Here is a 19841-nt window from a genome sequence, read left to right as displayed (position 1 = left end):
CACCAGGCGAGAGCGCACAAGTTGCCGGATGGCGGCGTTGCCTTATCCGGCCTACAAATTCCTGCCATATCGCGGAAATTATCCTGTGCTATGATTCAAAAAGGACAAAAAAGACAACAGTATGAATCATATGGAAAAACTCGATAGTTTTATTCAGCAGGCGGTAACCGTAATGCCGGTCAGCGGCACCTCTCTTATCGCCTCGCTTTACGGGGACTGTTTATCGCAACGCGGTGGAGAAGTCTGGCTCGGTAGCGTTGCCGCGCTGCTGGAAGGGCTTGGCTTCGGTGAGCGTTTTGTACGTACCGCGCTGTTTCGCCTTAATAAAGAAGAATGGCTGGACGTAGTACGTATCGGCCGCCGCAGTTTCTACCGCCTGAGTGATAAAGGGCTACGCTTGACGCGCCGCGCCGAGAGCAAAATCTACCGTGCCAGCGCCCCTGAGTGGGACGGTACCTGGCTGCTGCTGCTGTCGGAGGGGCTGGAGAAAAATACCCTGGCCGAAGTTAAAAAGCAGCTGTTATGGCAAGGTTTTGGCGTACTGGCGCCGAGTCTGCTGGCGTCGCCATCGCAAAAGCTGGCGGACGTACAGTCGCTGCTTCATGAAGCTGGGGTAGCGGAAAACGTCATCGTTTTTGAGGCGCATTCGCCGTTGGCACTCTCCCGCGCTGCGCTGCGTGAGCGGGTAGAAGGGTGCTGGCACTTAACCGAACAAAATGCCATGTACGAGGCGTTTATCATGCTGTTCCGTCCGTTTTTACCGCTACTGCGTGACGCCGGGCCGGACGAACTTACGCCAGAGCGCTGCTTCCAGATCCGCCTGTTGCTCATTCACTTCTATCGTCGGGTTGTGCTCAAAGATCCGCTGCTGCCGGAAGAATTGTTGCCTGCTCACTGGCTGGGTCAGACGGCGCGTCAGCTGTGCATTAATATTTATCAACGTGTTGCGCCCGGCGCCCAGGTTTTCGTCAGCGAAAAAGGCGAGAGCTCGGTGGGGGAACTGCCCGCGCCGGGTCCGCTCTATTATCAACGCTTCGGCGGATTAGCCGAGGTGTAACAGGAGAAGCCATGCCGATTTACCAGATTGACGGGATGATCCCGGTAGTTCCTGCAGAAAGCTATGTTCACCCAACCGCAGTGCTGATTGGCGATGTCATTCTCGGCAAAGGTGTTTATGTTGGTCCCAACGCCAGCCTGCGCGGAGATTTTGGGCGTATCGTGGTTAAAGATGGGGCGAATATCCAGGATAACTGCGTGATGCACGGATTTCCCGGCCAGGATACGGTGGTGGAAGAGGACGGACATATCGGCCACGGCGCGATTCTGCACGGCTGTGTGATTGGGCGTAACGCGCTGATCGGCATGAGCGCGGTGATTATCGATGGCGCGACCATCGGTGAAAACAGTATCGTTGGTGCTTCGGCGTTTGTGAAAGCGCGCGCTGAGATGCCCGCCAACCATCTGATTGTCGGCAGCCCGGCAAAAGCGATTCGCATGTTAACTGAGCAGGAACTGGTGTGGAAAAAACAGGGCACTCGCGAGTATCAGGTGCTGGTGGAGCGCTGTCAGCAGACGCTTGCAGAAGTGGAGCCGCTGACTGCGGTAGAACCCGACAGAAAGCGGCTGGAGTTTGATGAGAATTTGCAACCTAAGTCAGTGAGTTAGCGATTCTACACAATACCCGGTGTCAGAACTGATAGCTGGCGGTAACGCTGACGTTGCGCGGCTCACCATAAACGATAGAACCGTCGATATTCGTGTCGTAGGTTTTATCGAACAGGTTATTAAGGTTACCCTGCACTGAGAAGTTTTTTGTTACCTGGTAGCGGGTGAACAAATCTACCAGGGCGTAGCTTCCTTGTTCCGCGCGGAATGTGCCATAAGGCGTGACCGTATCGCTGTAAACACGATTCTGCCAGTTAACTCCACCGCCGACGGTCAGTTCCGGCATGGCTGGCAGGCGATAACGGGTAAACAGTTTTACCGTGGTCCGCGGCAGGTTTGGGTTTACTGCATTGCCTTCGTTGTCTTCTGCAACATAGCGTGTCGCACCAAACGTCATCTGCCAGTTATCAGTGATCGCACCGTTAATCTCGAATTCGACCCCTTTGCTGACCGTACCATCCATCGCTTTAAAGGCCGTGTCGCCATTGCTACCGGCGATTGGCACGCCGGTTGATTGCGCTACGTTATCCTGTTCAATGCGGAACACCGCGAGCGTGGTGGTTAAACGGCTGTTCATCCAGTCGGACTTCAGGCCAAGCTCATAGTTGTTGCCGGTGATCGGAGAGAGATATTTACCGGAACTGTCGCGCTTGTTCTGCGGCTGGAAGATTGAGGTATAGCTGGCGTAGGTAGACCAGTTATCGTCAATGTCATAGACCAGACCCGCATACGGCGTGGTGTGGTTTTGCTCCATGCTGTAGGTCAGGGTGTCGATACGCCAGTTGGTGTAACGTGCGCCAACAATCAAATGCAGTGGGTCGGCCAGCGAAATACGCGTTGCGGCGTACAGCGATTTCATGTGCGTGGTATCGTCCTGAGCCAATGACTGCGGGTTCCAGTTGGTTTCAGGGAAGTTACCATCGTAGGTATAGAAGCTGCCGATTTCGTTGGGGAAAACGTTCGTCCACGAGCTTTCATAACGGTTATTCTGTTTACTGTAGCTGCCGCCCAACATCAGATTATGCTGGCGACCAAACAGATCGTAACCGCCGTCGGCGAATAGATCGACAGCATCCACTTTACGTTTGCCGCTGTTCCAGCCGGTTCCTCCGACGTAGTCATATCCCGGACCATAGTTGCCATATGGGCCAATCAGCGTGCCGTCGGCCTTGTTAACATAGGCATCGACGTACATCATTTTACTGTCGAACTTGACCTCGGAGTGGGTGGCGTTCATGGTCGCCTGCCAGGTATCGGCAAAACGCTGTTTGATGGTGACAAACACTTTGTTGAAGTCTTTATCGTTGTAAGCCCAGTCCGGCGCAGTGCTGCGCGAACGGTCGTAGCTGTTTTTACTGCCATCGGTATTCCAGCGCGGCAATCCACCCCAGGTTGGGCTGTTGATATCAATGCGCTGATATTCATAGCCCGCAGACAGGCTGGTGGTGTCACCCAAATCGGCATCGACAATCCCGGAGAAGAACATTTTTTCGCTATTGTAGCGATCAAGCCAGGAGTCGTTATTCTGGTAACCCGCCACGATGCGACCGCGCACGTTGCCGTCTGCCGTAAGCGGGCTTTGCAGATCGGTCACATAGCGTTGTTTGTTCCAACTGCCATATTCCGCTGAAACATTACCGGTGAACTCGCGGCTGGTGGCATGCTTACGGATCATGTTAATGGAGGCTGAAGGGTTACCCGTCCCGGTCATTAGCCCGTTTGCGCCACGGACCACTTCGACACGCTCAAAAAGGGCGGTGTCAGAAAGGGCGTCACCGAGATTCCAGCGGGATTCAAAATAGGTCGGGATCCCATCGACCATATAGTTATCAATCTGAAATCCGCGCGAGTAATAGCTGCTGCGATCTGAATCCGCCTGGCTTTTGCTTATCCCCAACGTGTTGTCCATCACATCGCCCAGCGTTTGCAATTGCTGATCTTCCATGCGTTGCTGGCTGACAATGCTGACCGATTGCGGAATATCGCGCTGTGTCATTTGCATTTTTGTGCCAGCGGTCGTTGATTTAACGCTGTAATCTTGCTCCTCACTGGATGCCGAAGGAGCAGAACCTTCCACGATCACTGTCTCTTCTGCAGGGGCTGCGAGGCTGGTGGAAGGTAAAAGGGCTAGCGTGATGCATGCTGCCAGCAAAGAAGGGGCAAGCCCCGGTTGGCGTTGAACATTCCCGTTGAGTGTTGTGAAAGACATCGAAAAGTCCTTGATAATTATTAATATTAAGTTCGAATCACCGGTAGTTGTGATAAACCCTTTGGTTGTAAACTATTAAATGCGCATGTAAATACAAATGCGAAATATACGCATTAACATTCAATGTGTAAACAGATGCTACGCGATAAATGAAATATTGTTTCAGTACTATGCTTAAGCGATAGCGATGGGAAATGGTTATAAGAACAGCAGCGGCAAAGGATTTTGCTTAAATAATCGAGGGTTAAAGTTGAAAGAGCGTGAGTAACTCGCTCATACTCTATACTCGCAGAGTTACCCGGCGTAGCATGACAAAACGCTTGGGCTGATAATGAAAAAGGAAAACGTCGTGGCAGAAGAAACTATATTCAGCAAAATTATTCGTCGTGAGATTCCGTCGGATATCGTATACCAGGACGAACTGGTCACTGCGTTTCGTGATATTTCCCCTCAGGCACCAACGCATATCCTGATCATTCCTAACATTCTGATCCCAACTGTCAATGATGTGACGGCGGAACATGAACAGGCATTGGGCCGCATGATCACCGTTGCGGCGAAAATTGCTGAGCAGGAAGGCATTGCTGCAGATGGGTACCGCTTAATCATGAACACCAACCGCCACGGGGGGCAGGAGGTGTATCACATTCATATGCACCTGCTGGGTGGACGTGCGCTTGGCCCAATGCTTGCGCATAAAGGTCTGTAAGCATGACCAGAGGATGCATTGCGCTTTCACTGGGCTTGTTGTTGCTGGCGGGTTGTCGAACACATCCTGAAATCCCGGTAAGTGATGAACAGTCGCTGGTGATGGAATCAACAATTCTGGCGGCGGGTATTACAGCAGAGCAGCCCACGTTAACAACGTCTGATATTCAGGCTTCGGCATCCTCTCGACTCTATAACGAAAGACAAGAACCCGTTACCGTTCATTATCGGTTTTACTGGTATGACGCCAGAGGGCTGGAAATGCACCCTCTGGAAGCGCCACGCAGTGTGACTATTCCGGCTCATTCGTCGGTGACGCTGTACGGCAGCGCCAATTTTCTGGGGGCGCACAAGGTTAGACTTTATCTTTATTTGTAAGGGGTGAATCTTGATGAACAAAATGAATCGCTACGCACTGATTGCCGCGCTGGCGATGTTTCTCTCTGGCTGTGTGGCGCAACGTGAGCCCGCGCCGGTAGAGGAAGTGAAGCCGGTACCGGAACAGCCTGCGCAGCCGCAACAGCCGGTGCCGGTTGTGCCAACGGTGCCAAGTATACCGCAGCAGCCGGGCCCAATTGAGCATGAAGACCAAACGGCGCAGCCGACGCCACGTCAACGTCACTATGACTGGAACGGGGCTATGCAGCCGATGGTCGGCAAAATGCTGCAGGCAGACGGCGTCAAAGCGGGCGGCGTTCTGCTGGTTGATAGCGTGAATAACCGCACCAACGGCTCGTTGAACGCGGGTGAAGCCACCGAAACCTTACGTAACGCACTGGCGAATAACGGTAAGTTTACGCTGATTTCTGCCCAACAGCTGGCTGTCGCCAAACAGCAGTTAGGTCTGTCGCCGAATGACAGTCTGGGAACGCGCAGTAAAGCGATTGGTATCGCCCGTAACGTTGGCGCGCAGTATGTGCTTTATTCCAGCGCATCCGGCAACGTCAATTCGCCTGCGCTGCAAATGCAATTAATGCTGGTACAAACTGGCGAGATAATCTGGTCAGGTAAAGGTGCCGTTCAGCAACAATAACAGACTCACGCGCGGCGAAGTGTTGTCGCGCTATTTCCCGCAGTATCATCCCGTCGCAACCAGCCAAACCGGCCTGAGCGGCGGGAGCTGCATCATTGAACACCGTTCCCACCGACTGGTACTGCGCTGCCATCACGACCCTGACGCGCCGGAATCTCATTTCTTACGCCAATACCATGCGCTAAAACACCTGCCAGAAAGCCTTGCGCCACGTCCTCACTTTTATACGCGTGGGTGGATGGCAGTCGAGTTTTTTCACGGTAAGGTAGAATCCAGATTACCGGACGCCGACGAACTCGCAGGCTTACTGTATCATCTGCACCAGCAACCCCGATTGGGCTGGCGAATCAACCTGCTTCCGCTACTTGAACAGTACTGGCAGTGTGGCGATCCGGCGCGTCGTACACCATGCTGGCTGCGCGCGCTGAAGCGGCTAAGGAAACGAGGTGAGCCTCGACCTTTGCGTCTGGGGCCGCTGCATATGGATGTTCACGGTGACAACATCGTACGTACAACTTCAGGGTTGCGGCTGATTGACTGGGAATACGCCGGAGACGGTGATATTGCCCTGGAGCTGGCGGCAGTATGGGTTAGCGATGAATCCCAGCACCAACAGTTGGTTAGCACCTACGCCCAACGAGCGCACATTGAGCCAGACGTTTTGTGGCGACAGGTCAGACAATGGCAACCCTGGATAATGATGCTGAAGGCGGGGTGGTTTGAGTATCGCTGGCGGCAAACCGGCGATCGACAATTTATCAGGCTGGCCGATGAAACCTGGCGGCAGCTAACAATGAAAGGATAAGGAGAGCAGTGTGGGCCCAGTAATGTTGGATGTCGAAGGGTATGAGCTGGACGCTGAAGAGCGTGAGATTCTGGCACATCCGCTGGTAGGTGGGTTGATCCTCTTTACCCGAAATTATCATGACCCGGAACAGCTGCGTGAATTAGTGCGTCAGATCCGGGCTGCGTCACGTAACCATCTGGTGGTGGCGGTAGATCAGGAAGGCGGACGCGTACAGCGTTTTCGTGAGGGCTTTACCCGCCTGCCTGCGGCTCAATCCTTTGCTGCGTTGCACGGTCTGGAAGAGGGCGGCAAACTGGCTCAGGACGCAGGGTGGTTGATGGCCAGCGAAATGATCGCGATGGACATTGATATCAGCTTTGCACCCGTGCTGGATGTGGGCCATATCAGCGCGGCAATCGGCGAGCGTTCTTACCATGCCGATCCGCTAAAAGCGCTGGCGATGGCGACCCGCTTCATTGACGGGATGCATGCTGCTGGCATGAAAACGACCGGTAAACATTTCCCAGGACATGGGGCGGTGACGGCGGATTCACACAAAGAAACCCCAACCGATCCACGCCCAGAAGCCGAGATTCGTGCGAAAGATATGTCCGTGTTCCAGACGTTGATTACGGAAAACAAACTGGATGCCATTATGCCTGCGCATGTCATCTACAGTGATGTCGATCCGCGTCCGGCGAGTGGTTCACCTCACTGGTTGAAAACGGTGCTACGCCAGGAGCTTGGCTTCGATGGTGTCATTTTCTCCGACGATTTGTCGATGGAAGGGGCGGCGATTATGGGAAGCTATGCGGAGCGTGGACAGGCCTCGCTGGATGCAGGTTGCGATATGATCCTGGTCTGCAATAATCGTAAGGGAGCGGTCAGTGTGTTAGATAATCTGTCGCCGATCAATGCAGAACGTGTTACACGTTTGTATCATAAAGGTTCATTTTCACGTCAGGAACTGATGGACTCGTCACGCTGGAAGACGGTAAGCGCTCAGCTTAACCAACTTCATGAGCGCTGGCAGGAAGAGAAAGCAGGTCATTAACGCAAGTTTGGCGAGGATGCGATGATTATCTATTTACACGGTTTTGACTCTAACAGCCCGGGCAACCATGAGAAGGTGTTGCAGCTGCAATTCATCGACCCGGATGTCAGGCTGATTAGCTACAGTACGCGGCATCCTAAACATGATATGCAGCATCTGCTGAAAGAAGTGGACAAAATGCTGCAGCTGAATGTGGATGACCGTCCGCTGATTTGTGGTGTGGGGCTCGGGGGATATTGGGCTGAACGGATTGGTTTCCTGTGTGATATTCGTCAGGTAGTGTTTAATCCCAACCTGTTCCCGTATGAGAACATGGAAGGCAAAATCGACAGACCTGAGGAGTATGCAGACATCGCAACAAAATGCGTGACCAATTTCCGTGAGAAGAATCGCGATCGCTGCCTGGTGATCCTGTCACGTCATGATGAAGCGCTTAACAGTCAGCGTTCGTCGGAAGAGCTGCATCATTTTTACGAGATAGTCTGGGACGAAGAGCAGACGCATAAGTTTAAGAATATCTCTCCGCATTTGCAGCGCATCAAAGCGTTCAAGACGTTAGGTTAATTCTTATTGAGTGTGTAAAAAACCAGCCATCGGGCTGGTTTTTTTGTTCTTAAAGTTCCGGTTGTCTATCTTTTCAGCATCAAAACTTGATACATATCAATTTTGGTATGACCAATGCACCGTTCGTGTTATTCTCACTCTCGAAGAACATTTTCATTGCCGTAACTTGTTGTTAATTAAAGGCTATGCTTATAACTTTTAATTAACAATTGGTTAATAAATTTGAGGGGGTCACGTTGACTACACCATTGAAAAGGATCGTGATTGTCGGCGGCGGTGCTGGCGGACTGGAAATGGCGACGCAGCTGGGTAAAAAACTCGGGCGTAAGAAAAAGGCCAAAATCACACTGGTAGACAGAAACCACAGTCACTTGTGGAAACCGTTACTGCATGAAGTGGCGACGGGTTCACTGGACGAAGGTGTGGATGCGCTGAGTTATTTGGCTCATGCCCGTAACCATGGCTTCCAGTTCCAGTTAGGCTCGGTGGTGGATATCGATCGTGAAGCGAAGACCATTACTCTCGCTGAGCTGCGCGATGAGAAGGGTGAGCTACTGGTTCCTGAGCGTAAAGTGCCGTATGACACGCTGGTGATGGCGTTGGGCAGTACGTCTAACGATTTCAACACCCCTGGCGTGAAAGAAAACTGCATTTTCCTCGATAACCCGCATCAGGCGCGTCGTTTCCACCAGGAGATGCTGAATCTGTTCCTGAAGTATTCCGCGAATCTGGGCGCTAACGGAAAAGTGAATATCGCCATTGTGGGCGGCGGTGCGACGGGTGTTGAACTCTCCGCTGAGCTGCACAATGCGGTAAAACAACTGCACAGCTATGGTTACAAAGGGCTGACCAATGACGCGCTGAACGTTACGCTGGTCGAAGCCGGTGAGCGTATTCTGCCTGCGTTGCCGCCGCGTATTTCCGGTGCTGCGCATAATGAGTTAACCAAACTGGGCGTACGCGTACTGACCCAGACGATGGTAACCAGCGCTGACGAAGGGGGACTGCACACCAAAGATGGCGAATACATTAAAGCCGATCTGATGGTGTGGGCAGCGGGTATCAAAGCGCCAGACTTTATGAAAGACATTGGCGGTCTGGAAACGAACCGTATTAACCAACTGGTGGTTGAGCCAACTCTGCAGAGCACGCGCGATCCTGACGTGTACGCGATTGGCGACTGCGCTTCCTGCGCTCGCCCGGAAGGCGGTTTTGTGCCTCCGCGCGCTCAGGCAGCACACCAGATGGCGACCTGCGCGATGAACAATATTCTGGCACAGATGAACGGTAAGCCGCTGAAAGCGTATCAGTACAAAGATCACGGCTCTCTGGTCTCGCTCTCTAACTTCTCTACCGTGGGTAGCCTGATGGGCAACCTGACCCGTGGTTCGATGATGGTGGAAGGACGTATTGCGCGCTTTGTGTACATCTCACTGTACCGCATGCACCAGATTGCTTTGCACGGCTACTTCAAAACCGGCCTGATGATGCTGGTCGGCAGTATCAACCGGGTGATTCGCCCGCGTCTGAAACTGCATTAATATCGACCTGTGGCGTCGGATGATTTTACGCATCCGACGCCTTCCTTCAGAGTTGTCTGAATCATTCCGCTTTCGCTCCACCTCCCGCTATTTTCATCCGTAATCTGATTGGCATTCCTTACCTTCTGTTGCAAAGTTGTTGCTAATAGCAAAAAAGGAGGTAGTCCCGTGAATAAATCAATGTTGGCGGGTATAGGGATTGGCGTAGCTGCTGCGCTGGGTGTTGCAGCGGTGGCCAGTCTGAACGTTTTCGAGCGTGGCCCACAGTATGCGCAAGTTGTCTCTGCAACACCGATTAAAGAGTCGGTAAAAACACCGCGTCAGGAGTGCCGGAACGTAACGGTCACCCACCGCAAGCCGGTACAAGATGAAAACCGTATCGCGGGTTCCGTACTGGGCGCGGTTGCGGGTGGTGTTATTGGGCATCAGTTTGGCGGTGGACGTGGTAAAGATATTGCTACCGTAGCCGGTGCTTTAGGCGGCGGCTATGCAGGTAACCAGATTCAGGGTTCGATGCAGGAAAACGATACTTACACCACCACGCAACAGCGTTGTAAAACGGTGTATGACAAATCTGAAAAGATGCTGGGCTACGACGTGACGTACAAAATTGGCGATCAGCAGGGGAAAATCCGTATGGATAAGGACCCCGGCGCGCAAATTCCGTTGGATAACAACGGACAGTTGGTACTGAATAACAAAGCGTAAAATAGCATTATCCTGAACATTAGCCCCCCATTCGCTCAGGCTGGGGGGCTTTTTTTATCAGAAGGTTAAGGCGTAGTTCAGACCAAAAGTACGACCCCGGCCCTTGTATTCATACAGTGACGGGCTGCCGTAGGTTGGGCTATACAGCAGTGGCGCACGTTGTCCCCACAGTGTGGTGTACTCTTCATTCAGCAGGTTTTCCACGCTGAAGGTCAGCTTACCCAACGGGAGCTGATAGCTGCCGATAAAGTCCATCGTGTTATAGCCATCCAGCTTGTTACCGCTGGCGTCGGTCAGATCAAATGTTTGCTGGCTCTGTACGCGCAAGGTCCACGGTTCTGGTGCCCAGCCGACCCACGCGGTTGCTTTGGACGGTGAGGCCAGCGTGACATCCCATTTTTGCCATTTACCGTTCTGTTTCACTTCCGATTTAATGACGTTGAAGTTGCCACCCAGGCTCCAGTCCGTGTCCGCAATGAAATAATCCACCGCACCTTCAACGCCATAAATGCGGCGATCGTCGGGCTGAACGTTAATGGTCATATCGCTGCGGTTGATAACGATCGATTTATCTGAAGTCGAGTAGTAAGCGGCCAGTTGCGTGCGCAGACTATCGCCGGTGTAGCGCCACCCCAGTTCGTACGAGTTAACTTTAATCCCTTCCAGACGTGAATCCGCCACGTTGACGCTGCGCTGGAGCTGGTAATGATCGCCAACCAGCGAATAGGTACCGTTACCGTAATATTTCCCTGGGTCCGGAAGCTCCACGCCCTGAGAAAAGTTAAACCACGTTTGCTGACGGTCGGTCAGGTGGGCAAGGATACCGGCGTTGAACAGGAAATTATCGTAATCGGTTTTGCCGCCCGGAATAGTATCGGCAGAGTTCGCAAGCCCGGTCGCGATTCCCTGCTGTTGAGCATAGCCAACGAAATCATCAACCCTGTTTTCGGTCCACTGATAGCGCACGCCGACGCTGAGGGTAAAGATATCGTTAATGTCATAGCTGTTTTGCAGGAAAGGCGCGAAGTTGGTGATGCTGTAACCGGGGTAACGTCCGGTGGTATAAGCGGTACGGTTGTCCATGCCGCCGGAGGGCAGGGACCAGGCCAGATCGAAGAATTTCTGATTGGAGTCGAAGGTTTCGTGATCGGCATCGACACCCCACGTCAGCTCCCAGTTATCCATCAACTGGCTGTTGAGGGTAATTTTGGCACCAAACTGGTCGGTGTCCTGCTGTGATGCGGAGAAACTGGTGACTTTGCCTTTGCTGAGCGTAGGGAAGGGGTAGAATTTCAGCGATTCGTCACGGTAATAGATTTGGCTGACCAGGTTCTGGCCAAAAAAATCCGCATCTGAATATTGCAGACTAATAAGATGACGTTCGGTGCCGGGAATACGATCGGAATTCAGTCCGCTGCTGGTATATGCTTTGCCGTTTCCGGTCACGGCGGACATGTTCTCGCCGAGATCCAGCCCGTAATCGTCATCCCCCTGACTTTTATAGTACTGCGTAACCAGTTGCAACTGACGGTTGTCGTCAAGTTCAATTGTCCCGGTGCCCATGACGTCCAGACGATCGGAGTGCTGTAGCCCGGTTTGGGTGTTATCGAGCAGCAGGGCATCGTGATTACCGTCATACCAGCCGCCAAATCGTTGATACGCGACGGACATACGCCCGGAAGCGCGATCGGTTCCGCCACTCACCGCCGCGGCAACGCGTTCATCATGATCGTTGCTATTGTTGAAGCCGCTTTTGCTCCCCAGTTCGAGTTCTACTTCACGCTCCGGCTGACCTTTTTTGGTGACAATGTTGATTAATCCGCCGGTACTGCCACCGCCATAAAGAGAGGTTGCGCCTGAAATGACTTCAATATGCGCAATGTTAAATGGGTCAATGGAGTCAAGCTGACGGCTGTCGGTTCGCGAGGAGTTCAGACGGACGCCGTCAATTAGCACGACAATGGCGCGACCGCGCATGTTCATGCCGTAGTTTGTGCGTCCCTGGCTACTAACATCGATTCCTGGGATTAGCTGAGCAAGAACATCCTTGAACTCTTTTCCTCCCTGAACCTGTTGTTCAATCTCGCTTCCTTCAATAACCCAGGTCGTTTGCGCCATTTCTGCCACGGTGCGCTGGCTACGGTTGGCGCTGACGATGAGGTTCTCTTCCTCAGCCGCAACAGCGGGTAAAGTTAAAGATAACAGAAGAGGATTGAGCACCCAGAGACGCTTATGCATTTGTATTCCTTTTAAAAAAAGTCGGTCTGTTTTTGTTATAGCGGTAGAGAAACCGATGGTTACATTGTGAAACAGGCATTAAAACAAATGCGAATATTGCTGATAATAATTGTCGTTATCAATACTTTTTACAAAAAATGATCGGGTAACACGATGAAAACAATGAGAAATGTAGGGACAATAGAACGGGAATCTAACCGGGAGCGTTATCAGCTCCCGGTGGTGTGAGTACAGCGGGGGAATTGCGGGAAAGGGTTAAGCTTTGACGAGTTCGGGCCACAGCCGCAGAGTTGTGTGTGCGATCTGCATCAGTTTTTCAAACGTTGCGCCTTCACGGGCGCTGATCGACATACCTTGTAAAATACAGTTCAGGTATTCGGCCAGTTTTTGCACGTCGCAATGGGCCGGAATTTCGCCTCGTTGCTGGCGCTGGTGAAGGAACTGGGTAAGCGTCTGTTCCTGCATTGCATGGCGGGATTTCACCGTGTGCGCAATATCGCGGGAAGAGGCTGCCAGCGTCGCAGAAGTATTAATCATGAAACATCCCGCCGGGGTGTCCTTGCTGGTAAAGCAGGTCGCTATAGCGGTGAAATAGTCTTCAAGTGCGGACTCAAGGCTTTTTTCTTCACAAAACAGCTGGGCTTCGTGTTTCGCCGCAAAGCGGGTGATGTAGCGGTCCAGTACGGCACGGAACAACCCTTCTTTATTGGTGAACTCCGCATACAGCGTGGGCGCTTTTGCGCCGGTGGCTTCCACAAGATCGGCGAGCGAGGTCGCTTCATATCCGTGCTGCCAGAAGAGTGTCATGGCCTTATCAAGCGCGGCTTCCCTGTCGAACACTTTTGGTCGGCCACGGCTTTTTTTTGCACAACCTGTCGTTTCAGTTGTCATGGCGCCGATGTACCTTTGTTGGGTTTATTGAATAACCATTATAAAAATATTCGACTGCACACTCCAGCGGATTCACGATAAAAATAATTTATAGCTATTAGTATGAAAAATAAGACCTTTATTTTTTATATAACGATCATTATAAAAAAATGTTGACGTGTGACCTGGATCACATCTATGATTTACCTATCGATCGTTAAGTTAATCTTTTCGACACCCATTCATCTGCTAAAGGTCACTATTATGAAAAACGTAAAAACACTGTTTGTTGCTGCTGTTCTTAGCTCACTGTCATTTGCAAGCTTTGCCGCTGTTGAAGTTCAATCCACTCCTGCGGGCCAAGAGAAAGTCGGTACTATTTCTGCGAATGCGGGGACTAACTTAGGTTCTTTGGAAGATCAACTGGCGCAGAAAGCCGATGAGATGGGTGCGAAGTCTTTCCGTATTACTTCCGTTACCGGTCCTAACACTCTTCACGGAACTGCTGTTATCTACAAATAAGATTTAACCCATCGCAATGCCACTGCGAGTTAAATAAAAAACCCCCGCGGAATAAAATCCAGCGGGGGTTTTTTTATACACTACGTTTACAGCGGTTGTTGAGCAACGTCATGATGACGGGTCACATCGACCGGCATGCCTGAGCGAATCTCCATCGCATGATCCATGACGGCGGTATCTGTTTGCGCCGCATTTTTAAATGTCTGCATGGACGCGTTCAGCACGATCGGCAGCAGTTGCGGGTCGTCATTGATTTTTTCGGACAGCGGTTGGTGTACTTCCACCAGGCGCACGCCGTTAGGCTCAACGGATGCTTTGATCGGCGTATTGATAATATTGACCTTAGTTCCTGGCGTTACCTGACGGAACAGGGTTTCGATATCACCGTCGCGCAGACGAATACAGCCGGAACTGACGCGCATTCCGATGCCAAAATCAGCATTTGTACCGTGCAACAGGTACACGCCGCCGTATGCCGCTAAGCGAATCGCATGATGGCCCATCGGGTTATCCGGACCGGCAGGCACAACGGCAGGCAGGTCAATCCCGTTTGCTTTGTATCGCGCGCGGATATTTGCCGTCGGCGTCCAGGTGGGGTTGGCGCGTTTATCAGAGATGGTGGTTACCATCGTAGGCGTCAGCGTGTCACCACCTAACTGGCCAATACCAATAGGATACACGGTCACCGAATTGGTCCCCGGCTGGTAATAATAAAGACGCAGTTCGGCGAGGTTGATAACAATACCTTCGCGCGGGGCATCAGGTAGCAGAGTTTGTAACGGGATCGTCAAAACGCTGCCCGGACGTGGTACGTAAGGGTCAACGCCAGGGTTGGCCTGCAGCAGCGCGAGAAAGCCGACATTGTACTTTTTCGCAATCGCTTCCAGAGAACCGCCATTGTCTTCAACAACGTGAACGGCATTCTGACCCACCAGACGGCTTCCCGGTGGCGGCAGCGGCCAGGTGTTTGCCTGAGCCGGAAGTGCTAACGCGAATGTCGCTGCAAGCGTAAAAAACGCGAGCCAGCGAGAGAGTCGTTTATTGTTTAACATCACCATAAATCCATTGTTTTTACGTGGTTTTTATTATGTAAAAGTAAACGAGAATTATGGCTGTTTGCTGTGTCGGGAAGTGCAGGGAAGTGCAAAGAGTTTGTAAATTCATCAGGCCGGGTGAGTGGTGTGCTCACCCGGCCTGTTCACTATGCTTATGCTACGGCGTTTTCTTCAAGCTGACGCATAAACTGGCGGACCCAGTCGATCCGCGTTTTACGCTCGCTTAACTCCTGCATAAATTTCAGCCGGGTTGGACCGTCCAGACGGAAGTGCTGCGGCTGCTTTTGCAGTAAACCAATCAGCCAGACCGGGTTGACGTGGTTTTTCTCGGCAAATTCAATGGTACCGCCTTTTTCATTGCCTTCGAGCTTTCTGATCCCCAGTTTCTGCGCCTGCTGGCGTAAACGGGCGATATCCAGCAGCGTACGAGCCGGGTCGGGCAGCAAGCCAAAACGGTCTATCAGCTCAACCTTAATTTCTTCCAGTTCGTTTTCGCCTTTCGCACTGGCAATGCGCTTGTAGAACGACAGTCGGGTGTTTACATCCGGGATATAGTCATCCGGCAGCAGAGACGGCATGCGCAGTTCAACTTCGGTTTGCTGGCTGGTGAGATCTTCCAGTGACGGTTCACGCCCTTCTTTGAGCGCATCGACCGCGTTTTCCAGCAGTTCCATATACAGCGAGAAGCCGATGCTTTCCATGGAACCACTCTGATCTTCACCCAGTAATTCCCCGGCGCCGCGAATTTCGAGGTCGTGGGTCGCCAGCGCAAAACCTGCGCCCAAATCTTCCAGCGAGGCGATGGCTTCCAGACGTTTTTGCGCGTCGGTGGTCATTGCTTTCGGATGCGGCGTCAGCAGCCAGGCGTAAGCCTGGTGGTGAGAACGTCCCACACGACCGCGCAGCTGGTGTAATTGCGCTAAACCGAAGTGATCCGCTCGTTCGATGATGATAGTGTTAGCGGTGGGGATGTCGATCCCGGTTTCGATAATGGTGGTACACACCAGCACGTTAAAACGCTGATGGTGGAAATCATTCATCACGCGTTCCAGTTCGCGCTCGCGCATTTGTCCGTGACCGATACCAATACGCGCTTCCGGCACCAGTTCTGCTAATCTGTCAGCGGTTTTCTGGATGTTTTCGACGTCGTTAAACAGATAATAAACTTGTCCCCCGCGCAGAACTTCACGCAGGATCGCCTCGCGTACCACCAGGTTGTCGTATTCGCGCACGAAGGTTTTGACCGCCAGACGACGAGCGGGCGGCGTGGCGATAATCGACAGATCGCGCATGCCGCTCATTGCCATATTGAGCGTACGTGGAATTGGCGTTGCCGTCAGGGTCAGAATATCGACATCTGCGCGCATCGCCTTGATGCGTTCTTTGTGGCGAACGCCGAAACGGTGCTCTTCATCGACAATCAGCAGACCCAGATCTTTTAACTTCACATCCGCTTGCAGCAGTTTGTGCGTGCCGATGAGAATATCAATTTTTCCCTCGGCAACTTGCTCCAGAATCTGCGCTTGCTCTTTGGCGCTACGGAAACGGGACAACATCTCAATGCGTACCGGCCAGTTGGCAAAGCGGTCGCGGAAGTTGTCGAAGTGCTGCTGTGCGAGCAGGGTGGTCGGCACCAGCACGGCAACCTGCTTGTGGTTCTCTACGGCGAGAAAGGCCGCGCGCATCGCGACTTCGGTTTTACCAAAGCCGACGTCGCCGCAGACCAGGCGGTCCATGGCCAGCGGTTGACACATATCGCTGAGTACCGCGTTAATCGCCTGCGCCTGGTCAGGCGTGGTTTCAAACGGGAAGCTGTCGCAAAACAGCTGGTACTGTTCACGGTCATGCTTAAAGGCAAAGCCTTCTTTCGCCGCGCGCTGGGCATAAATATCCAGCAGCTCTGCCGCAACATCGCGCACCTTCTCAGCGGCTTTCTGTCGGGCACGTGACCAGGCATCGCCGCCAAGTTTATGCAGCGGCGCATTCTCTTCTGCGCCACCTGCATAGCGGCTGATCAGATGCAGTGACGACACCGGCACGTACAGTTTGGCGTCGTTGGCATAGGTGAGCATCAGATATTCACCGGTGATACCGCCCGCTTCCAGCGTGGTCATACCGGCATAACGACCCACGCCATGCTCCAGATGCACCACCGGCTGACCGGGATGCAGCTCTGCGAGGTTACGAATTAACGTATCCGGGTTGATGGTGCGACGAGAATCCTGGCGGCGGCGCGCCACGCGTTCCCCAAGCAGATCGCTTTCACAAATCAGCGCCAGATTGCGTTTGCTATCGATGAAGCCGTGCTCAGCTGCGCCAATCATCAGATAACGACCGTTATCTACGGCTTCATCGAGTCGCAATATCCGCTTCGGCGCCACTTTGATACGGGCGAGCAGTTCGCCAAGTGCTTCACGGCGGCCTTCACTTTCCACCGAGAAAATCACCGGACCGGTGAAGCCTTCAAGGAATTTACGTAACGCATCTAACGGCGCTTTTTGCTGTGCCTGAACGGCGATATCCGGCAGCTTCTGGAACCCGAGGTTAGTATTCGCTGCTTTGTTCGCCAGACTCTCGGTTTTCAGTTGAACGCGCGGCCAGCGTTTAAGTTCAGAAAACAGCTCATCAACCCGCAGCCACAGCGATTCCGGCGGCAGAAGCGGGCGCATCGGATCAACACCGCGATTTTCAAAGCGCGACAGGGTATCGGCCTGGAAGCGTTCTGCGCTGGTCTCGATATCACCGGTATTCACCAATAACGTATTGGCGGGGAAGTAGCTGAACAGCGGCGGCAGCGGCTCGCTGAAAAACAGCGGTTGCCAGTATTCAATACCCGCAGGTAACGTGCCTTTGCTGACCTGCTGGTAAATATGTTCGGCGTCGCGTTTCACCTCAAAGGTATCACGCCACTGGCTGCGGAATAGCTCGATGGCCGTTTTGTCAGTCGGGAATTCGTGTGCGGGAAGCAAATTAATGGCATCGACTTCTTCCAGCGTGCGCTGGGTGTCGGTATCAAACAGACGCAGGCTGTCGATTTCGTCATCAAAGAAATCCAGACGATAAGGCAACTCGCTGCCCATCGGGAACAAATCCAACAACGCGCCGCGCGTGGCATATTCGCCGTGTTCCATGACCTGATCAACATGGCGATAGCCCGCACTGTCCAGCTGTTCACGCAGAGCATCACGTGAAAGTCGTTGGCCCTTTTTCATGACCAGCGCATGACCGTGCAGATAGCTGTGCGGACAAACGCGCTGCATCAGTGTATTTACCGGAACGATCAGCACGCCGCGCTGCATGGCAGGCAGCTGATACAGCGTGGAGAGCCGCGAGGAGATAATCTCCTGATGGGGAGAAAAGCTGTCGTAGGGTAGCGTTTCCCAGTCGGCCAGGTTCATCACCATCTGCTCAGTAAACTGACGAATTTCATCATGCAAACGCAGCGCATTTTGCATGTCCGGCGCGATCAGCACCACTGGACCCGCGTGATGTTCGGCGATTTCGGCGACCAGCGTTGCGCAGGCGGCGCCGGTAAGCTCACCCAACTGGCGCTGATCGCCTGCTTTCGCTGGGAGCGTGTAACGATGTTGTTCAGGCATTCGGTTGTCAGGATCTCGTTTAGATATACATCTGATAAGCAATGTTCTTTATTATCCGTGATCGTTTCTCATAAGCAAATTGATTCGCCCCCTGATGGGGGCAAAAAGCGCGTAGGGGTTAGCGCGAGACAGCCGATAAAGAAGGCGGGGAAAAGAGCAGGTCGGCCACTGTTTTTTGTGAAATTTTACGTACCAACAGGCCAAACAAGGTGCACAGTAGCAGGCAGGCGAACGGATACACCAGCAGCAGGGCCAGCTCCGCATAGGCAGGCCAGGCGGTATGATTGATTTTGGGGATTAGCGTTAAGCTGAACAGCTCAACCAGAATACGGTGGGTGGTGTAGATGGCGATGGTATTGGCACCAATCACGCTTAACGGGCCGGACTCACGCATACCAAAGCGCAGCTCAAATTGATAAAACAGCTTCATGATCAGCACAATGGAAAGCAGAGAAAGTAATAGTGAGACATTTGCCAGCCACGCGACGACGGCGGCGATTGCGCTAACCAGAACAATGACCGCATGGCGGCGCAGGGGCACCTCCTTGATCCATACCATCAGCGTTGCACCAAACCATGCACCGAGGCTGTACCAGGGCAGATTGCGAATCACGCTGTTCATTCCCCACCACGGCGTCGGGACAAAATTGATCGCCACGCTCAGCACCACAAATAACGCCAACAGCGGCACCGCCCAGCGGCTGAAAATTTTACACAGAACAAAATAGACAATCAGCGCGTACAGATACCACAAGCTGGTGCTGGCGGTCAGCATTCCGTGGGTAAAACCCGCGATCGAATCGGCATACGCGGCGTTGGCGGCATGACTCAGATCGCGCTGTGGGGCCAGCCAGTTATTGAGCGCGACTAACGCCAGCCATTGCACCACTCCCCAAAGCACCAGCACCCAGGCAATGTTCCAGATCCGCTTATCCACGCAGGTGGTCCACGGGACGCTATCAATGTAGCGACGGATCAGATACCCCGAAATAAAGAAAAAGACCGGCATGCGAAACGGCGCTAGGTACAAATTGAGGTAAATCCAGCATTTGCTCAGCAGCTCTGAAAGCGGATGCTGAAAAGTAGTGAGGTGCGGGTAAAACGTGATTACCGAGTGGTAAATCACCACCAGACAAATACATAACCCTTTGATTTGATTAATCCATAGTTCTTTTTTCTTCATCGAGACGGCGTATCCATATTGTTGGCTATAGCCTGCCATCCTGCGCAACCCGCTGTGCGCTGTAATGCGTAACTGTCTGCATTTTGTTTTTTTAAGATAAAGATC

General features: G+C 52.7%; 17 protein-coding genes. 11 read left to right on the top strand and 6 right to left on the bottom strand.

Annotated features, from left to right (window positions below):
- Positions 1-130: 130 nt before the first annotated feature.
- Both paaX and paaY read left to right on the top strand, forming a co-directional pair.
- Positions 131-1057: a phenylacetic acid degradation operon negative regulatory protein PaaX gene (gene paaX / locus OGX96_RS20235; RefSeq protein WP_286584127.1), complete on the top strand. Its 927-nt coding sequence runs from the start codon at positions 131-133 to the stop codon at positions 1055-1057.
- 11 nt (positions 1058-1068) lie between these two features.
- Positions 1069-1665, top strand: a complete 597-nt coding sequence (gene paaY / locus OGX96_RS20230) for a phenylacetic acid degradation protein PaaY (protein WP_198802019.1) — start codon at positions 1069-1071, stop codon at positions 1663-1665.
- Positions 1666-1687: 22 nt separating this feature from the next.
- Here paaY and fhuE read toward each other — a convergent pair whose 3' ends face one another.
- Positions 1688-3874, bottom strand: coding sequence for a ferric-rhodotorulic acid/ferric-coprogen receptor FhuE (gene fhuE, locus OGX96_RS20225; RefSeq protein ID WP_286584126.1), 2187 nt, complete (start codon positions 3872-3874; stop codon positions 1688-1690).
- Positions 3875-4223: 349 nt separating this feature from the next.
- Between fhuE and hinT the strand changes: the two genes are divergently transcribed.
- From hinT to OGX96_RS20185, 8 genes are all read left to right on the top strand, one after another.
- Positions 4224-4583, top strand: a complete 360-nt coding sequence (gene hinT, locus OGX96_RS20220; protein ID WP_003030826.1) for a purine nucleoside phosphoramidase — start codon at positions 4224-4226, stop codon at positions 4581-4583.
- A gap of 2 nt (positions 4584-4585) precedes the next feature.
- Positions 4586-4960 (top strand): YcfL family putative periplasmic lipoprotein, encoded by a 375-nt coding sequence (locus OGX96_RS20215; protein ID WP_008784425.1) that lies wholly within the window; start codon positions 4586-4588, stop codon positions 4958-4960.
- 13 nt (positions 4961-4973) lie between these two features.
- The gene (gene lpoB, locus OGX96_RS20210; RefSeq protein ID WP_008784426.1) at positions 4974-5615 is read left to right on the top strand and encodes a penicillin-binding protein activator LpoB; all 642 of its coding nucleotides are present in this window, start codon (positions 4974-4976) and stop codon (positions 5613-5615) included.
- Positions 5596-6420 (top strand): thiamine kinase, encoded by an 825-nt coding sequence (gene thiK, locus OGX96_RS20205; protein WP_198802021.1) that lies wholly within the window; start codon positions 5596-5598, stop codon positions 6418-6420. The genes lpoB and thiK overlap by 20 nt, the downstream gene beginning before the upstream one ends.
- 10 nt (positions 6421-6430) lie before the next feature.
- Complete coding sequence (gene nagZ / locus OGX96_RS20200) at positions 6431-7456, top strand: beta-N-acetylhexosaminidase (RefSeq protein WP_048214423.1); 1026 nt, start codon at positions 6431-6433, stop codon at positions 7454-7456.
- 21 nt (positions 7457-7477) lie between these two features.
- Positions 7478-8020: an alpha/beta hydrolase YcfP gene (ycfP, locus tag OGX96_RS20195; protein ID WP_003030817.1), complete on the top strand. Its 543-nt coding sequence runs from the start codon at positions 7478-7480 to the stop codon at positions 8018-8020.
- 236 nt (positions 8021-8256) lie between these two features.
- A complete protein-coding gene (ndh, locus tag OGX96_RS20190) occupies positions 8257-9561 on the top strand; it encodes an NADH-quinone dehydrogenase (protein ID WP_003832263.1) in 1305 nt (434 codons plus the stop codon).
- Positions 9562-9729: 168 nt separating this feature from the next.
- Complete coding sequence (locus tag OGX96_RS20185; RefSeq protein WP_003030814.1) at positions 9730-10269, top strand: glycine zipper 2TM domain-containing protein; 540 nt, start codon at positions 9730-9732, stop codon at positions 10267-10269.
- Between the two features lie 57 nt (positions 10270-10326).
- On the opposite strand, the gene OGX96_RS20180 is transcribed toward OGX96_RS20185, so the two are convergent.
- Entirely contained in the window at positions 10327-12507 is a 2181-nt protein-coding gene (locus OGX96_RS20180) for a TonB-dependent siderophore receptor (RefSeq protein ID WP_286584124.1), read from the bottom strand.
- Between the two features lie 255 nt (positions 12508-12762).
- Positions 12763-13398 carry a TetR family copper-responsive transcriptional repressor ComR gene (gene comR / locus OGX96_RS20175; RefSeq protein ID WP_008784432.1) on the bottom strand — a complete coding sequence of 212 codons (636 nt, stop codon included), beginning with the start codon at positions 13396-13398 and terminating at the stop codon, positions 12763-12765.
- Positions 13399-13641: 243 nt separating this feature from the next.
- Between comR and bhsA the strand changes: the two genes are divergently transcribed.
- Positions 13642-13899, top strand: coding sequence for a multiple stress resistance protein BhsA (gene bhsA, locus OGX96_RS20170; RefSeq protein ID WP_003030810.1), 258 nt, complete (start codon positions 13642-13644; stop codon positions 13897-13899).
- Between the two features lie 86 nt (positions 13900-13985).
- On the opposite strand, the gene ldtC is transcribed toward bhsA, so the two are convergent.
- The 3 genes from ldtC to OGX96_RS20155 form a co-directional block, all read right to left on the bottom strand.
- Complete coding sequence (gene ldtC, locus OGX96_RS20165) at positions 13986-14951, bottom strand: L,D-transpeptidase LdtC (protein ID WP_032944376.1); 966 nt, start codon at positions 14949-14951, stop codon at positions 13986-13988.
- A gap of 155 nt (positions 14952-15106) precedes the next feature.
- Positions 15107-18553 (bottom strand): transcription-repair coupling factor, encoded by a 3447-nt coding sequence (gene mfd, locus OGX96_RS20160; protein ID WP_286584121.1) that lies wholly within the window; start codon positions 18551-18553, stop codon positions 15107-15109.
- Between the two features lie 118 nt (positions 18554-18671).
- Positions 18672-19736, bottom strand: coding sequence for an acyltransferase family protein (locus tag OGX96_RS20155; protein WP_167819818.1), 1065 nt, complete (start codon positions 19734-19736; stop codon positions 18672-18674).
- Positions 19737-19841: the final 105 nt, after the last annotated feature.

This window comes from Citrobacter sp. Cpo100, assembly GCF_030332595.1.
Classification (GTDB): Bacteria; Pseudomonadota; Gammaproteobacteria; order Enterobacterales; family Enterobacteriaceae; genus Citrobacter; species Citrobacter portucalensis.
This window is presented reverse-complemented; position numbering and strand designations above follow the sequence as displayed.

Bases quoted from the DNA above. Each gene is read 5' to 3' on its own strand.
- paaX (WP_286584127.1), top strand. From the start codon at position 131: ATGGAAAAACTCGATAGTTTTATTCAGCAGGCGGTAACCGTAATGCCG.
- paaY (WP_198802019.1), top strand. From the start codon at position 1,069: ATGCCGATTTACCAGATTGACGGGATGATCCCGGTAGTTCCTGCAGAA.
- fhuE (WP_286584126.1), bottom strand. From the start codon at position 3,874: ATGTCTTTCACAACACTCAACGGGAATGTTCAACGCCAACCGGGGCTT.
- OGX96_RS20215 (WP_008784425.1), top strand. From the start codon at position 4,586: ATGACCAGAGGATGCATTGCGCTTTCACTGGGCTTGTTGTTGCTGGCG.
- lpoB (WP_008784426.1), top strand. From the start codon at position 4,974: ATGAACAAAATGAATCGCTACGCACTGATTGCCGCGCTGGCGATGTTT.
- ycfP (WP_003030817.1), top strand. From the start codon at position 7,478: ATGATTATCTATTTACACGGTTTTGACTCTAACAGCCCGGGCAACCAT.
- OGX96_RS20180 (WP_286584124.1), bottom strand. From the start codon at position 12,507: ATGCATAAGCGTCTCTGGGTGCTCAATCCTCTTCTGTTATCTTTAACT.
- comR (WP_008784432.1), bottom strand. From the start codon at position 13,398: ATGACAACTGAAACGACAGGTTGTGCAAAAAAAAGCCGTGGCCGACCA.
- bhsA (WP_003030810.1), top strand. From the start codon at position 13,642: ATGAAAAACGTAAAAACACTGTTTGTTGCTGCTGTTCTTAGCTCACTG.
- ldtC (WP_032944376.1), bottom strand. From the start codon at position 14,951: ATGTTAAACAATAAACGACTCTCTCGCTGGCTCGCGTTTTTTACGCTT.
- mfd (WP_286584121.1), bottom strand. From the start codon at position 18,553: ATGCCTGAACAACATCGTTACACGCTCCCAGCGAAAGCAGGCGATCAG.
- OGX96_RS20155 (WP_167819818.1), bottom strand. From the start codon at position 19,736: ATGAAGAAAAAAGAACTATGGATTAATCAAATCAAAGGGTTATGTATT.